This is a genomic window from Streptomyces sp. NPDC088147, from assembly GCF_044741565.1.
GTDB lineage: Bacteria > Actinomycetota > Actinomycetes > Streptomycetales > Streptomycetaceae > Streptomyces.
In genome coordinates this window covers 23,805-39,688 of the sequence record NZ_JBIUSY010000002.1, presented here as the reverse complement: position 1 = coordinate 39,688, position 15,884 = coordinate 23,805, and the positions used below count along the sequence as shown (strand labels likewise).

Sequence of the window (15,884 nt, the reverse complement as noted above, 5' to 3'; positions counted from 1 at the left end):
CTATTCAAGATCACTTGTCGTCGGTACCCGGGCGTGTTGTCAGTGGCAGGTGCGAGGATGCCCCCAGCACGTGACGTGTGGAGTGGGGATTTCACACCGCCCCGTGCCGACCTGTACCGGACGACGCGTCCGTGCGCGGTGGGGGGAGATCAGCGGGTATTCCTCTGTCGGGCACCCCGCGCAGAAGGGACCGCTGACGGCGATGCAGATCCGGCTGACCGTCCTCGCGCCGCGCGGCGGCCACGCCGCCGTGCGCGCGTGCGACGTGCTCGTCACCGCCCCGGCAGGGACGGCGCTGGCCGCCGTCGCCTCCGGGCTCGCCACGGCCGTCTCGGGCCTCGACGCCTCCTCCGGCGCCGTCGTCCTGTACGCGGGCCGCGAGCGGCTCGACGCCCAGCGCCGCACCCTCGGCGAGCCGCCGCTGATCGACGGCGCGGTGCTCTCGCTCCAGGTCCCCGGCGAGGACGACGCCCCGGCCGACGACGTCCCGGCCCAGCTCCATGTCGTCGCGGGCCCCGACGCCGGCGGGGTGCATCTGCTGCACGGCGGACAGATCAGAATCGGCCGCTCCGCGGAGGCCGATGTGCCGCTGGACGACCCGGACGTCTCACGGCTGCACTGCGCGGTGACGGTCGGCGAGGACGGCCGGGTCTCGGTCGCGGACCTCTCTTCCACGAACGGGACGACGCTGGAAGGCGTCGCGGTGGGCGGCCGGCCGGTCCCGCTGGCGCCCGGCGCGCTGCTGCGGCTCGGGGAGTCCGCCCTCCGGCTCACGGTCGGGTCCCGTACGGCCACGCTGCCGACGGCGCCGGACGGCGAGGGCCATCTGCGGATCGTCCGGCCGGGCAAGGACGGCCGGGGCCCGCTCCCGCACGGCGCGGACAGCGGCCAGGACGGTGCGGCGTACCGCTCGTCGGAGGACCACGCCCCGGTCCGCGGCGAGGGCGGCGCGACGGCTGCCACCGGCGCCGGTCCGGAGACGGGCGCGTACGGCACCGGCGGTTACGCGACGGACGGTTCCTCGTACGGGCCCGCGGGCGCCTCGCCGGGTCCGCAGTACGGCGGCGGGCGGCGCGAGCCCGCCCCCGCCCACGGCCCGGCCGCACCCGGCGCCCCTGCGCCGGGGGCAGGACCGGGCGAGGCCCCGGCCGAGGAGACCCGGAGCCGTGGCGAGGGTCATACGCCCCGCGCGTACGGCGGCTCCGTTCCCTCCGGCGCGTCCAGCCGGGTCCTGGGCCCGCAGTACGGCAACCCCCCGGGCGCCCCGCGCGTGCCCGACCCCCGCAGCGCCGACACGCACTTCGGCAGCCGCCCGACGGCGGGCTCTCCCGACGGCACGCACAGCAGGGCCGCGGCGCCGGACCCGGCGTACGGGACCGGCGCGGTCGCGGGCGCCGGGGGCGTGGACGCGCGCGGCACCGACGACGGGCCGCAGTCGCACAGCAGGACCTCCGGTTCGCGGCGGCAGGCCACGCCCCCGCGCGGGACCGAGGCACCCGACGCCGCGGCCAGGCGGCGTGGCGGCATAGGCGCCTGGGCCCGGCGGCTCACCGGAAGCCGCGGCGAGGAGCTGCCGGAGTCCGGCCCAGGCCCGCTGCCCGCCGCCGGTACGGCCGGGCGCGCCCCGCGCGCGGAGACCTGGCCCGATCCGGCCGCGATCCTGCTGACGGCGCTGGGCCCCGGCCCCCGGCTGTGGGAGCGGGACAGCCGCCATCCCGAGGCGCTCACCGTACGGCTCGGCACGGCCGACAGGTCCGCCCCGGACGGCGGCGGACCGGTGCCCTCCGTACCGGTCACCGTCGGCCTGCGCGAGGCCGGGTCGCTCGGTCTCGCGGGCCCCAGGGAGCGGCTGGCGGGGCTGGCCAGGGCGGTCGTGGCGCAGCTCGCCGCGCTGCACTCCCCCGCCGATCTGGAGATCGTGCTGATCAGCACGGACCGTACGAGAAGCCTGGAGGAGCGCAGACGGGACTGGGGCTGGCTCGGCTGGCTGCCGCATGTGCGGCCCGCCCACGGCCAGGACTGCCGGCTGCTGCTCGCCTACGACCGCGAGCAGGCGACGGCCAGGACCGCCGAGCTGACCCGGCGGCTCGACGACGGCCCCATGGGGCCCGGCTGGGCCTCGGCCGACCCGTGGACCATCACGGAGGCCGCCGCCCGCCATGACGGCCCGTACACGGTCGTGATCGTCGACGGCGACCCCGGGACCGCCGCGCTGCGCGAGTCGGCGGCGCAGCTGGCGGGCGCGGGCGCGGCGGCGGGCGTCCATGTCATCTGTCTCGCCGAGACGGACGCCGCCTCGCCCCTCTCCCCGATCGCCGCGACCTATGAGACGGCGTGCGCGGCCTCGCTCCCCTTCCGCGAGTGCGGGGCCGTCGCCCTGCTGAGCGGTGATGTGGCGACCGCGCTGCGGCTGCTGCGTACGGCGGTGGGGCAGCCCGCCGGGCATGGCACGGTCGCCGTCGTGGACGCGGTCTCGGCGGCCTGGGCGGACCGCTTCGGGCGGGCGCTGGCGCCGCTGCGCGCGTCGGGGGGCGGCGGCCGGGGACGGCCCGCGGCGGCGCTCCCGCGCTCGGCCCGGCTGCTCGACGAGCTGGGGCTGGCGCGGGCCACCCCGGCGTCCCTGATGGCCCGGTGGGCGTCGGCCGCCGACCGCACCGGCGACTGCACGGCGGTCCTGGGCGCCGGTCCGCGCGGCCCGGTGAGCGTCGATCTGACCGAAGAGGGCCCGCATCTGCTGATCGAGGGCCCGGCGGGAAGCGGCCGTACGGAGCTGCTGCGCTCCGTCGCCGCCTCGCTGGCCGCCGCCGGCCGGCCCGACCGGCTGGGGCTGCTGCTGGTCGACGGCGCCGGGGGCGAGCGCGGCGAGGGGCTGTCCGTCTGTACGGAACTGCCCCATGTGACCGAGCATTTGATCGCCTCCGACCCGGTCAGGATGCGGCAGTTCGCCCAGGCGCTGGGGGCCGAGCTGAAGCGCCGGGCCGAGCTGCTGGGACGGCTCGACTTCACGGAGTGGCACAACCGGCACGAGGTGGCGGAGCGGATAGTCGGCCAGCGCGTGCCGGGCGCCGCCGAGCAGCGCGCGGGCAGGCGCGGCGAGTCCCGCCCCGAGCGTGGACCCGATCAGCGTGGACCCGATCAGCGCGGACCCGATCAGCGCGGAGGCGATCCGCGCGCGACCGATCCGTACGGTACGGACCAGCACCACCCCGACCAGTACCGGACCGACCCGCACCGCGGCGATCCGCACCGCGGCGACGCGGACCCGCACGCGAGCGGCACGCTCCGGCTCAGGACCACCTCGGCCCGTACGGAACAGCCGGGGACCCGGCAGCAGCCCCAGGACCCCGCGCCTCTCCCCCGGCTCATCGTGCTGGTCGACGACTTCGACGCCCTGGTCGCGCCCGCGCTCGGCAGTCCCGGCCGGCCCGCGGCCGGTTCGGTCGTACGGGCCCTGGAGGCCGTGGCCAGGGAGGGCGAGCGGCTCGGCGTCCATCTGGTGGCCACCTCGGCCCGCCCCGACCGTACGGTCGACACGGAGCTGGCCCAGGGCGCGCGGCTGCGGGTCGTGCTGGACGCGCCGCCCGTCGCGCCGTCCCCGGACGATCCGGCGCCCGGCCGCGGCAGGCTCGGCCATCCGGACGGCCGGGTCACACCGTTCCAGGGCGGGCGGGTCACCGGCCGTATCCCGCGTACGGCGACGCTGCGGCCCACGGTCGTCCCCCTGGAGTGGGAGCGGATGGGCGACCCGCCGGCCCGCCGGCCGGTGCGGGAGCTGGGCAACGGTCCGACGGATCTGGCGCTGCTCGCGAGCGCTCTCGAACGGGCCGCCCGATCCGTCGATGCCGTACCCGTCGCACCACTGACCCCGGCTCACCCCTGAAGATCCCCGGACAGGGCATACGTCCGTCGTGGCACGTCACGAGCCCATCACGATCAACGGTCCGGGACCGGGAAGGCTATTGCGGCGCCCTCCCACGCGGCGTAGGACTGTGCGCACGGGACGAGTGCAGCGCTGCCACGTCACGGCCGCGACGCCGGTCCCGCTTGCGTAGATCCGTACGCACACGGGAGAGACGGGGCAGTGATGCGCACAACTCGTAGAGCTAACAAGGCTCTTGGGACCGACAGGAGCGGGCTCGGCAGGAACGGGCTCGGCACGCGCCGGGCCGCGGTGGCGATCGTCGCCGTCGGCGCCGTGGCCCTCAGCGGCTGCGGCGGCGATTCCAGCGACGACAAGGGCTCGGGCGACAGCGCGAGCAAGGCACCCGCGGCCACGGTCCAGCTGCCCAAGCTGAACGGCGAGACGATCCAGGTCGCGGCCGTCTGGACCGGCCCCGAGCAGGAGAACTTCACCAAGGTCCTCAGCGAGTTCGAGAAGCGCACCGGCGCGACGGTCACGTTCGTCCCCGCGCAGGACCCGATCGTCAACTTCCTCGGGACGAAGATAGCCGGTGGCAGCCCGCCGGATGTCGCGATGCTGCCGCAGGTCGGCGCCATCCAGCAGGCCGTGGAGAAGAAGTGGGCCAAGCCGGCCGGCGCCGAGGCCAAGGCCCAGCTCGCGAAGAACTACAGCAAGGGCTGGCAGGACCTCGGCGCGGTGGACGGCACGCAGTACGGCGTGTACTTCAAGGCCGCCAACAAGTCGCTGGTCTGGTACAACAACGCCGCGTTCGAGAACGCGGGCGCCGTGGCCCCCAAGACCTGGCAGGACCTGCTGAAGACGGCCGAGACGATCTCGGCCTCGGGTGTCACCCCGGTCTCGGTCGCGGGCGCGGACGGCTGGACGCTCACCGACTGGTTCGAGAACATCTATCTCTCCCAGGCGGGCCCGGAGAAGTACGACCAGCTCGCCAAGCACGAGATCAAGTGGACCGACGGCTCCGTGAAGGACGCGCTGACCACGCTCGGCCAGCTCTTCGGCAAGCCGAACCTGATCGCGGGCGGTACGGACGGCGCGCTCCAGACGGAGTTCCCCGCCTCCGTCACCCAGACCTTCACCGGCGGCGACCAGCCCAAGGGCGCGATGGTCTTCGAAGGTGACTTCGTCGGCGTCAACATCGGCCAGACCGAGGCGAAGATCGGTACGGACGCGAAGGTCTTCCCGTTCCCCGCGGTGGGCCCCGACGCCCCGGTGGTGACCGGTGGTGACGCGGCCGTGGCGCTCAAGGACACCAAGGGCGCGCAGGCGCTGCTGACCTTCCTGGCGTCCACGGACGCCGCGAAGATCTGGGCGGAGACGGGCGGATTCGTCTCGCCGAACAAGTCCCTGGACCCCGCCGCGTACCCGAACGACGTCCAGCGCGACATCGCCAAGGCGCTGATCGCCGCGGGCGACGACTTCCGCTTCGACATGTCGGACCAGATGCCGCAGTCGTTCGGCGGTACCCCCGGCAAGGGCGAGTGGAAGGCGCTCCAGGACTTCCTGAAGAACCCGAAGGACGTCGCGGCGATCCAGCAGCAGCTGGAGGCGGCCGCGGCCAAGGCGTACACGAGCTGACGCGATGAAGTCGGCGGTCTCGGGGGGCACCGCGGCGGTGCCCCCCGCCAAGGGCAAACGCAAGAGTGTGACAGGCACACGCAAACTGGTCGCGGCCGGCTTCCTGCTGCCCGCGCTGGTGCTGCTGGGCGCGCTCGTGGTCTACCCCATCGGGTTCTCGGTCTACCGGTCCTTCTTCGACAAGTCCGGTGACAGCTTCGCCGGGCTCGACAACTACATCGAGCTCTTCTCCGACGACACCATCCTGACCGCGGTCAAGAACAACGCGATCTGGGTGGTGGTGGCGCCCACCATCGCCACCGCGCTCGGGCTGATCTTCGCCGTACTCACCGAACGAGTGCGCTGGAGCACGGCCTTCAAGCTCGTCATCTTCATGCCGATGGCGATCTCGATGCTCGCGTCGGGCATCATCTTCCGGCTCGTGTACGAACAGGACCCGGAGCGCGGCATCGCCAACGCGGTCGCGGTGGGGGTGCACGACACGTTCAACGAGTCGGCGGGCTTCCCCCGAGCGCGTCCGCTGCCGGTACATCCGCTGAAACCGGCGGGCGGCGGCGCGTTCGTCACCAAGGAGCCCGTGAGAGCCGGGACGGAGGTCCTGCTCCCGCTGGTCGGTGTGGCGCCCGCGAAGATGCCGTCCGACGCGGCGCCCGCCAAGGCCGCGCAAACGGCGGACGGCCGGGTCACCGGCACCGCCTGGCTGGACTTCACCAAGGGCGGCGGCGGCAAGCCCAATGTCATCGACTCCAAGGAACTGGGCCTCAAGGGCATCACGGTGGAGGCGGTCAAGGACGGCAAGGTCGTCGCCTCCGCGACCGCGGGCGCCGACGGTACGTTCAGCCTGCCGGAGGCGGCCGACGGTGCCCAGCTCAGGCTGCCCGAGGCCAACTTCAGGGAGCCGTACAACGGCGTGGACTGGCTCGGGCCCTCCCTGGTCACGCCCGCCATCATCGGCAGCTACATCTGGATGTGGGCCGGGTTCGCGATGGTGCTGATCGCGGCGGGGCTCGCGAGCGTGCCCCGTGAACTCATGGAGGCCGCGCGGGTGGACGGGGCCACGGAGTGGCAGGTCTTCCGCCGGATCACCGTGCCGCTGCTGGCGCCGGTGCTCGCGGTCGTCATGGTCACGCTGATGATCAACGTGCTGAAGATCTTCGACCTGGTCTTCATCATCGCGCCGGGCTCGTCCCAGGACGACGCGAACGTGCTGGCGCTCCAGCTCTACCGCTCGTCGTTCGGTACGGACGCGGATCTCGGCGTGGGCAGCGCCATCGCCGTACTGCTGCTCCTGCTGGTGATCCCGGTGATGCTGTTCAACATACGACGCATGCGAAGGGAGACTCGCCGATGACCACGAACGACGGTGCGATCAAGGTCAAGGCGAAGCAGCCCCTCGCCGGCCGGATCGCCGCCCGCGCGGGCGGCGGGGTGATGCGGGTCTTCCTGGTCCTGGTGGGTCTGTTCTGGCTGATGCCCACCATCGGTCTGCTGATCTCCTCGCTGCGCGACGCCACGGACATCAGCGCGAGCGGCTGGTGGCAGGTGTTCACCGCGCCCGCGCAGCTCACCACCGAGAACTACTCGCGGCTCTTCGACAACGACATCATCACCAACTCGCTGCTCTCCACGATCGTGATCACCGTTCCGGCGACGCTCCTGGTCGTGGTGATCGGCTCGCTCGCCGGATACGCCTTCGCGTGGATGGACTTCCCGGGGCGCGACTGGTGGTTCCTGGTGGTCGTGGGGCTGCTGGTGGTCCCGGTGCAGGTGGCGCTGGTCCCGGTCTCGAAGCTGTTCGGCGCCGTCGGGATCTTCGAGACGACCTTCGGCGTGGTGCTCTTCCATGTCGCCTTCGGTCTGCCCTTCGCGATCTTCCTGCTGCGGAACTTCTTCGCGGAGATCCCGAGGGAGCTGCTGGAGGCCGCGCGGCTCGACGGGGCGGGCGAGATACGGCTGTTCCTACGGGTCGTGATGCCGCTGGGCGGTCCGGCGATCGCCTCGCTCGGTATCTTCCAGTTCCTCTGGGTCTGGAACGACATGCTGGTCGCGCTGATCTTCGCGGACTCGAAGAACCCGCCGATCACCGTCGCGCTCCAGCAGCAGGTACGGCAGTTCGGCAACAACATCGACGTCCTGGCGCCCGGCGCCTTCGTGTCGATGATCATCCCGCTGGTCGTGTTCTTCGCGTTCCAGCGGCAGTTCGTGACGGGCGTGATGGCGGGAGCCGTCAAGTAACGCCCATGTAGTGCCACCGGCAACGGTGTTGGCGGGGGAGGACGGGCCGCGGGACGGCCGGCCCTCCCCCGTCGCGCTGTCCGGCCGGACACCTGTTCCGCGGGCGCTTCTGCCCGTACGACGACGGGCGGGCGGCGCAGCGGGTCGTACGCCATGCCTTCCTCGCGTCGTACGCCCTGCCTTCCTCGCCGGGACGGCGGACCCTCTGACGGCCGTTCCGCTCGGGCAGCCGGCGGGCGCCGGTCAGTCGCGGTGGCCGAGCGCCGCGACCGCCGAGGCCGCCAGATCGTCCAGATACCCCGGGGGCAGGTCGCTCCTGACCACCACCAGCCGCCAGTAGAGCGGTCCGACGATCAGATCCAGCGCCCGGTCGGCGTCCGCGCCCTCGGGAAGCTCACCGCGCTCGACCGCCGCCCGGACGATCACCGCGGCGATGCCCCGCTGTCCGTCGAGCAGCGCCGCCTTGATCGCGTCGGAGATCTCGGGGTGCCGGGCGGCCTCGACCAGAAGATCCGGGATGACCTGCGACGCCACCGGGTGGCGCAGGGCGTGTGAGGCCACTTCGAGCAGGGCGCGCACATCGCCGTGGAGCGAACCGGTCCCGGGGGCGGGCAGCCCCTGCGCCGCGAAGGCGGAGACCAGATCGAGGACGAGCTCCAGCTTGGACTTCCAGCGGCGGTAGACGGCGGTCTTGCCGACCCCGGCCCGGCGCGCGATGCCCTCGATGGACATCCGGGCGAAGCCGACGGCGGCCAGTTCCTCGAAGACGGCGGCGCGGATGGCGTCGGTCACGTCCTCCCGGAGCACGGCGGCACCCGCCGGGACGCGTCGAGCGGTGCGCGGGGCTTTGCCACGGGGATCCGTGGCGCCGGGGCCGGTGGCGGGGTCGGTAGTCATCGCGTACGAGCATAGCGCCGATCGGCGTGACGACGACACGGTTGCGTTGCGACGTACTCCGTCCTACCTTTGGCGTTACGACGATACGTACCCGTTCCGTCGCCGGGACGGCCCATGCCGCCGACCGGCGCGACCTCAGAACACGTCGAAAGCGACCCCCCGTGAGCCAGACGATCGCATCGGCCACACCGGCCCCATCAGTGCCACCGGCCCCAGAGTCCGCTACAGGGACCGGGACCGATCTCAGCGCCCTCGCCCGCCGCCACGGCCTGACCGTGAGCGGCGCCCGCCCCGCCCTGCCCGACTACGTCCGCGCCCTGTGGTCGCGCCGGCATTTCATCGCCGCCTTCGCCACCGCCCGGCTGACCGCCCAGTACAGCCAGGCGAAGCTGGGCCAGATCTGGCAGATCATGACCCCGCTGCTGAACGCGACGGTCTACTACGTCATCTTCGGTGTGCTGCTCAACACCAGGCACGGCGTACCGGACTTCATCCCGTTCCTGGTCACGGGCGTCTTCATCTGGACCTTCACCTCGAACTCGATCATGACCGGTACCCGCGCGATCTCCGGCAACCTCGGTCTCGTACGGGCCCTGCACTTCCCGCGCGCCGCGCTGCCGATCGCGCTCGCGCTCCAGCAGCTCCAGCAACTGCTGTTCTCCATGGGCGCGCTGGTGGTGATCCTGGTCTGCTTCGGCCAGTACCCGGCGGCCGGCTGGCTGCTCGCGCTGCCGGCCCTGCTGCTCCAGTCGCTCTTCAACACCGGCGTCTCGATGGCCGTGGCCCGGCTCGCGGCCAGGACTCCGGACATCTCGCAGCTGATGCCGTTCCTGCTGCGTACCTGGATGTATGTGTCCGGCGTGATGTGGAGCGTCGACAAGGTCACGAGCGGCGACGAGCTGCCGCATGCGGTGACGGTGATCCTTCAGTGCAACCCGGCCGCGGTCTACATCGATCTGATGCGCTTCGCGCTCATCGACAGCTACACCGCCGGTCAACTGCCCCCGCACATCTGGGCCGTCGCCCTCGGCTGGGCGCTGCTCGCGGGCGTCGGCGGGTTTCTGTTCTTCTGGAAGGCCGAGGAGGAGTACGGACGTGGCTGAGGAGAGAAGGAGTACGGACGCGGGCACGGACATCTCCGGGCGGCCGACCGCGCCGGAACGCGTCCCCACCGTCGTCGTCGACGGCGTCCACGTCACCTATACGGTGCACGGCACCCGGGGCGGCCGGGGCAGCGCCACCTCGGCGCTGAGCCGGATCGTCTCGCGCCGGTCGGCGCCCGGCGCGCGTGAGGTGCACGCCGTCAGGGGTGTGAGCTTCGCCGCGTACAAGGGCGAGGCCATCGGGCTGATCGGCTCCAACGGGTCCGGCAAGTCGACCCTGCTGAAGGCGATCGCGGGGCTGCTGCCACCGTCCCGGGGCACGGTCTTCACCCGGGGCCAGCCCTCGCTCCTCGGCGTCAACGCGGCGCTGATGAGCGATCTGACCGGCGAGCGGAACGTGATCCTCGGCGGGCTGGCGATGGGCATGTCACAGGAGCAGGTCCGCAGCCGCTACGACGACATCGTGGAGTTCTCCGGGATCAACGACAAGGGCGACTTCATCTCGCTGCCGATGCGGACGTACTCCTCGGGGATGGGCGCCCGGCTGCGCTTCTCGATCGCCGCCGCCAAGAGCCATGACGTGCTGCTGATCGACGAGGCGCTGTCCACCGGCGACGCCCGGTTCCAGCGCCGCAGCCAGGAGCGCATCACCGAGCTGCGCGCGGAGGCCGGCACGGTCTTCCTGGTCAGCCACAGCGACAAGTCCATCCTCGACACCTGCGACCGGGCGCTCTGGCTGGAGTCGGGGACGCTGCGGATGGACGGCCCGGCGGCGGATGTCGTCGCGGCGTACGAGGAGTTCACCGGCAAGAAGAAGTAGCCCCGCAAGCCCCCCACGAGTCGGGCGCGAGGCGGACGCGAGAAGGGGCGCCCGGCTCATCGCGAGCCGGGCGCCCCTCCTTTCGTGTACCGGTCAGCTGTGCGTACGCAGCAGCGTGCGCATCGTCCGCATCGCGACCGACAGATTCGCCAGATCGAACGCGTCCGACCCCTGGATCTCCTCCAGCGTGGCCCGCGAACGGCCGAGGATCGCGGCGTTCTTCTGCTCCCACGCCGTGTAGCGCTCCTCGGGCGTCGAGTCGCTGTCGCCCACGGCGAGTACGTCCGCCGTCAGCGCGGCGTGCGCCGCGTACAGGTCCTCGCGGATGGAGGCGCGGGCCATGGACTGCCAGCGGTCGGCCCGCGGCAGCTCCACGATCCGGTCCATCAGCTGGGTGATCCGCAGCCGGTCACCGAGGTCGTAGTACACCTCGGCGACGGCGAGCGGGTCCTGGTCCGTACGGTCCGCGATCGCCACGATGTCGAGCGTCGGGAAGGCGGACGAGAAGCTCGCCACCCGCAGGGCCAGCTCCTCCGGGATCCCCGCCTCGGTCAGCTCCGCCAGGATCCGCTGGTACCACGCCAGCTCCGCGCCGCGCAGCATCGGCGGCAGCTGTGCCCAGACCCGCTCGACCCGCGCCGCGAAGAACTCGATGGTCCCCGCGATCTCCAGCGGCTGCGGCCGGTTGCCCAGCAGCCAGCGCGTACCGCGCTCGACCAGCCGGCGCGAGTGCAGCCTGACCCGGGTCTGGACATCGGCCGCCACCTGGTTGTCCAGCGCCTCGACGGCGTCCCAGACAGCGTTCAGCCCGAAGATCTCCCGGGCCGCGGCCTGGGCCCGTACGATCTCCTCGGTCGACGCGCCGGTCTCCTCCCGCAGCCGGTGCAGGAAGGTCGAACCACCGGTGTTGACGGTGTCGTTGACGAGCACCGTCGTCACGATCTCGCGGCGCAGCGCGTGCGCGTCGATCTGCTCGGCGAACTTCTCCCGCAGCGCCTGCGGGAAGTACGCGTGCAGCAGCTTGCGCAGATACGGGTCGTCGGGCAGCTCGGTGTGGATCAGCTCCTCCGCCACCGTGATCTTGGTGTAGGCGAGCAGCACCGCCAGTTCGGGCTGGGACATGCCCTTGCCCGCGTTGAGCAGTTCGCGGATCTGCCGGTCGCTGGGCAGGAACTCCAGCGCCCTGTCGAGATGTCCGTCGCGCACCAGGCGGCGCATGAACCGCTGGTGGGCGTGGAGCAGGGACGGGGCCTGGGCGACGGCGTTGGCGAGCGCGGTGTTCTGCGCGTAGTTGTTGCGCAGCACCAGCGCGCCGACCTCGTCGGTCATCGCCGCGAGCAGCGTGTTGCGCTGCTTGACGGTCATGTCGCCGTCCGTGACCAGGCTGTTGAGCAGGATCTTGATGTTCACCTCGTGGTCGGAGGTGTCGACGCCCGCGCTGTTGTCGATGGCGTCGGTGTTGACCTTGCCGCCCTCGCCGCCGGCGCCGCGCCGGGCGAACTCGATACGGCCGAGCTGGGTCAGTCCCAGGTTGCCGCCCTCGCCGACGACCTTGACCCGCAGGTCCTCGCCGTTGACGCGGATCGAGTCGTTGGCCTTGTCGCCGACGTCGGCGTCGGTCTCGGTGGAGGCCTTCACATACGTACCGATCCCGCCGTTCCACAGCAGGTCCACCGGCGCCTGGAGGATCGCCTTCATCAGCTCGGCGGGCGTCAGCTTGGAGACACCGGGCTCGATGCCGAGCGCCTCCCGCACATGCGCGTTGATGGGAATCGCCTTGGCCGTGCGCGGATGGATACCGCCGCCCTGCGACAGCAGTTCCTTGTCGTAGTCGGCCCACGACGAGCGCGGCAGCTCGAACAGCCGGCGGCGCTCCGCGTACGAGGTGGCCGCGTCCGGGTGCGGGTCGAGGAAGATGTGCCGGTGGTCGAAGGCCGCGACCAGCCGGATGTGCTCGGAGAGCAGCATGCCGTTGCCGAACACGTCGCCGGACATGTCGCCGACACCGACGACCGTGAAGTCCTCGGTCTGGGTGTCATGGCCCAGCTCGCGGAAGTGCCGCTTCACGGACTCCCAGGCGCCGCGCGCCGTGATGCCCATGCCCTTGTGGTCGTAGCCCGCGCTGCCGCCGGAGGCGAAGGCGTCCCCGAGCCAGAAGTCGTAGGCGACCGCCACGTCGTTGGCGATGTCGGAGAAGCTCGCGGTGCCCTTGTCGGCGGCGACGACCAGATACGTGTCGTCCTCGTCGTGCCTGACCACATCGGCCGGCGGCACGACCTCGCCCGCCACCATGTTGTCCGTGATGTCGAGCAGCGCCGAGATGAAGATCTTGTACGAGGCGATGCCCTCGGCCAGCCAGGCGTCCCGGTCCGCGGCCGGGTCGGGCAGCTGCTTGGCGACGAAGCCGCCCTTGGCGCCGACCGGCACGATCACGGTGTTCTTCACCATCTGCGCCTTGACCAGGCCGAGGATCTCCGTACGGAAGTCCTCGCGCCGGTCGGACCAGCGCAGACCGCCGCGGGCGACCTTGCCGAAGCGCAGATGGACGCCCTCGACACGCGGGGAGTACACCCAGATCTCGTACGCCGGGCGGGGCGCGGGCAGATCGGGGATGGCCTGCGGGTCGAACTTCATCGACACATAGCTGTGCTGCTCGCCCGCAGCGGTCTTGTGGCCCGCCTCGCCCGTCTCCCGCTGCTCCGGCTTGTCGCCGTCGCCCGCGCGCTGGAAGAAGTTGGTCCGCAGCGTGGCCTTGATGAGGGTGAGGAAAGACCTGAGGATACGGTCCTCGTCCAGGCTCGCGACCTGGTCCAGGGCACCGTCCAGCTCCTCCAGCATCGCCTCCGTCAGCTCGATGCCGGCGCGCTGGCGGCCCGGCGACATCCTGGCCTCGAAGAGGGAGACCAGCAGCCGGGTGGTGTGGACATTGCTGCGGAGGGTGTCCTCCATGTAGTCCTGGCTGAAGGTCGAGCCGGACTGGCGCAGGTACTTGGCGTACGCGCGCAGCACCATCGCCTGCCGCCAGTCCAGACCGGCCCGCAGGACGAGCGAGTTGAAGCCGTCGTTCTCCGCGGCCCCGGTCCACACGGCGGCGAAGGCGTCCTGGAAGCGCTGACGGTCGTCCTCGGTGAGATAGTCGCCCCCGCCGCCCTGGGGCAGCCGCAGGCCGAAGTCGTAGATCCAGGCGTGGGTACGGTCCGAGCAGCGCAGCTCGTACGGACGCTCGTCGACGACCTCGACGCCGAGCCGCTGGAGCACCGGCAGGACGGCGGAGAGGGAGACCTGCTCGCCCGAGCGGTAGATCTTGAAGCGGCGCTCGCCGGGGCCGGCGCCGACCGGCTCGTACAGCGAGAGCGCGAAGTCCGAGCCCGCCTCGGCGCTGGTGACCGCCTCCAGATGGGCCAGGTCGGCGACGGCGGCGCGCGGGGAGTGGTCGGCCTTGTAGCCCTCGGGGAAGGCGGAGCCGTACCTGCGCAGCAGTTCGGCGGCGCGCTCCTCACCGCACTCGGCGGTCAGCGCCTCGCCGAAGGCGTCGGCCCAGGAGCGGGCGGCCTCGACGAGCCGGGCCTCGATCCGCTCGGTGTCGGCGTCGGTGAGCTTCGCCAGCTGGGTGCCCCGGGGGACCCGGACGACGAAGTGCAGCCGGGAGAGGATCGATTCTGTGTTCCACGCGGTGAAGTCGACACTGGTCCCGCCGAGTTCCTCCTTGAGGATCTCGACCAGCCGGAGCCGGACGCCGGTGGTGTAGCGGTCGCGCGGCAGATAGACGAGGGCGGAGTAGTAGCGCCCGTACTCGTCCTGGCGGAGGTAGAGGCGCAGACGCCTGCGTTCCTGGAGATACAGCACGCTGGTGACGATCGAGCGGAGTTCGTCGACGGACGTCTGGAACAGCTCGTCGCGCGGATAGGTCTCCAGGATCTGGAGCAGATCACGGCCGTCGTGGCTGTTGGGCGAGAGGCCCGCGCTCTCCAGGACCTCGGCGACCTTGCGGCGGATCACCGGCACCCGGCGGACGGACTCGGTGTACGCGGCGGAGGAGAAGAGCCCGAGGAAGCGCCGCTCGCCGACGACATTGCCCTTGGCGTCGAACTTCTTGACCCCGACGTAGTCGAGATAGCCGGAGCGGTGGACCGTGGCGCGGCTGTTGGCCTTGGTGAGGACGAGCAGCTTGTGCTCACGTGCCTTGGCACGGGCGTCGGCGGGCAGCCGGCTGAAGGACGGGCTGACCGGGTGGTCCTCGTCGCCGGTGTGCGCCGGGTCGGAGCGCAGCACGCCGAGTCCGGTGCCGGGCACGGCGGAGAGGGCGTCACTGTCCGTCAGCTGATACTCGCGGTAGCCGAGGAAGGTGAAGTGGTCGGCGGCGAGCCAGCGCAGCAGCTCCCGGGCCTCCTCGACCTCCTGGTCGCGCAGATCGTCGGCGGTCGGCTCGCTGGGCAGTTCCTCGGCGATCCGCAGCGCCGCGTCCCGCATCTTCTCCCAGTCCTCGACGGTCTCGCGGACGTCGGAGAGGACCCGCAGCAGGTCGGCGGTCATCTGCTGGAGATCGGCCTGGTCGGTCTCGCGGTCGATCTCGACGTGGATCCAGGACTCGATGAAGAGGTCGTGCCGGGGCTCCGCGGCGGTGACCGCCTCTGCGGGCAGCACCTCGATCAGCTTGCCGGTGACATCGCGGCGTACGGCGATCTGAGGATGCACCACGGCGTGGATGCCGCGGCCCTGGCGCGAGATCTCGTTGGTGACGGAGTCGACCAGGAACGGCATGTCGTCGGTGACGACCTCGACCACGGAGTGGCGGCAGGTCCAGCCGTTCTCCTCGACGGTCGGGGTGTGCACCCGTACGCTCGCCGTGCCCTGGGGGCGATTCCCGGCCAGTCGGTAGTGGGAGAGCGCCGCACCGACGACATCGACCGGGTCGCGGTCCGCCAGGTCCTCGGGAGCGGTGTGCAGGTAGTAGCGGTGGAGGTACGCGAGAAGGCCGTCCCGGTCGGGACCGTCCTCCTGGCCACCGGCGCCGCGGGATCCGGCCGAGGCCTCGTCCTCCCGGGAGCGGGCCCCCAGCCCCCCGGTTCCCCCCACCGGGCTGTTCTCAGCGGCCCGAGCCGCCTGTTCGAGCAGCTCGGCCTTGGCTTCGTCCAGCTTGGTCTGCATGTCCTCTGGCTCCTGTCGCGCGCCATTGCGTGACGTAGGTGAAGGAAGCGACACAACGCCACGACGCGGGGTTTCCGGTCTGGGTCGACGTTATGCCGCGATGAGAGATGTCCGGGGCGTTATTGGCCAATTTTGGCAGTCGACCCGGGTCAAGATCCTGTCCCGAGTCCTGTCCCGAGGGGAC

Annotated in this window: 8 protein-coding genes; 6 read left to right on the top strand and 2 right to left on the bottom strand. The window is 71.7% G+C overall.

Annotation, left to right across the window (positions count from 1 at the left end):
• The first annotated feature begins 202 nt into the window (after positions 1 to 202).
• From ACIOGX_RS05530 to ACIOGX_RS05515, 4 genes are all read left to right on the top strand, one after another.
• Entirely contained in the window at positions 203 to 3,880 is a 3,678-nt protein-coding gene (locus ACIOGX_RS05530) for an FHA domain-containing protein (RefSeq protein WP_401910616.1), read from the top strand.
• Between the two features lie 204 nt (positions 3,881 to 4,084).
• Complete coding sequence (locus tag ACIOGX_RS05525; protein WP_401910613.1) at positions 4,085 to 5,497, top strand: ABC transporter substrate-binding protein; 1,413 nt, start codon at positions 4,085 to 4,087, stop codon at positions 5,495 to 5,497.
• 4 nt (positions 5,498 to 5,501) lie between these two features.
• On the top strand, positions 5,502 to 6,848 hold the full coding sequence (locus tag ACIOGX_RS05520; RefSeq protein ID WP_383973634.1) for a carbohydrate ABC transporter permease: 1,347 nt from the start codon (positions 5,502 to 5,504) through the stop codon (positions 6,846 to 6,848).
• The gene (locus ACIOGX_RS05515; protein ID WP_356508762.1) at positions 6,845 to 7,732 is read left to right on the top strand and encodes a carbohydrate ABC transporter permease; all 888 of its coding nucleotides are present in this window, start codon (positions 6,845 to 6,847) and stop codon (positions 7,730 to 7,732) included. Before ACIOGX_RS05520 ends, ACIOGX_RS05515 begins: the two co-directional genes overlap by 4 nt.
• A gap of 243 nt (positions 7,733 to 7,975) precedes the next feature.
• On the opposite strand, the gene ACIOGX_RS05510 is transcribed toward ACIOGX_RS05515, so the two are convergent.
• The gene (locus ACIOGX_RS05510) at positions 7,976 to 8,629 is read right to left on the bottom strand and encodes a TetR/AcrR family transcriptional regulator (protein ID WP_401910609.1); all 654 of its coding nucleotides are present in this window, start codon (positions 8,627 to 8,629) and stop codon (positions 7,976 to 7,978) included.
• Between the two features lie 200 nt (positions 8,630 to 8,829).
• On the opposite strand from ACIOGX_RS05510, the gene ACIOGX_RS05505 reads away from it, so the two are divergent.
• Both ACIOGX_RS05505 and ACIOGX_RS05500 read left to right on the top strand, forming a co-directional pair.
• Positions 8,830 to 9,732, top strand: a complete 903-nt coding sequence (locus ACIOGX_RS05505; protein ID WP_401911972.1) for an ABC transporter permease — start codon at positions 8,830 to 8,832, stop codon at positions 9,730 to 9,732.
• Between the two features lie 31 nt (positions 9,733 to 9,763).
• Complete coding sequence (locus ACIOGX_RS05500; RefSeq protein ID WP_401911969.1) at positions 9,764 to 10,552, top strand: ABC transporter ATP-binding protein; 789 nt, start codon at positions 9,764 to 9,766, stop codon at positions 10,550 to 10,552.
• A 93-nt stretch (positions 10,553 to 10,645) separates the two neighbouring features.
• Here ACIOGX_RS05500 and ACIOGX_RS05495 read toward each other — a convergent pair whose 3' ends face one another.
• Positions 10,646 to 15,700: an NAD-glutamate dehydrogenase gene (locus ACIOGX_RS05495; RefSeq protein ID WP_401910606.1), complete on the bottom strand. Its 5,055-nt coding sequence runs from the start codon at positions 15,698 to 15,700 to the stop codon at positions 10,646 to 10,648.
• Positions 15,701 to 15,884: the final 184 nt, after the last annotated feature.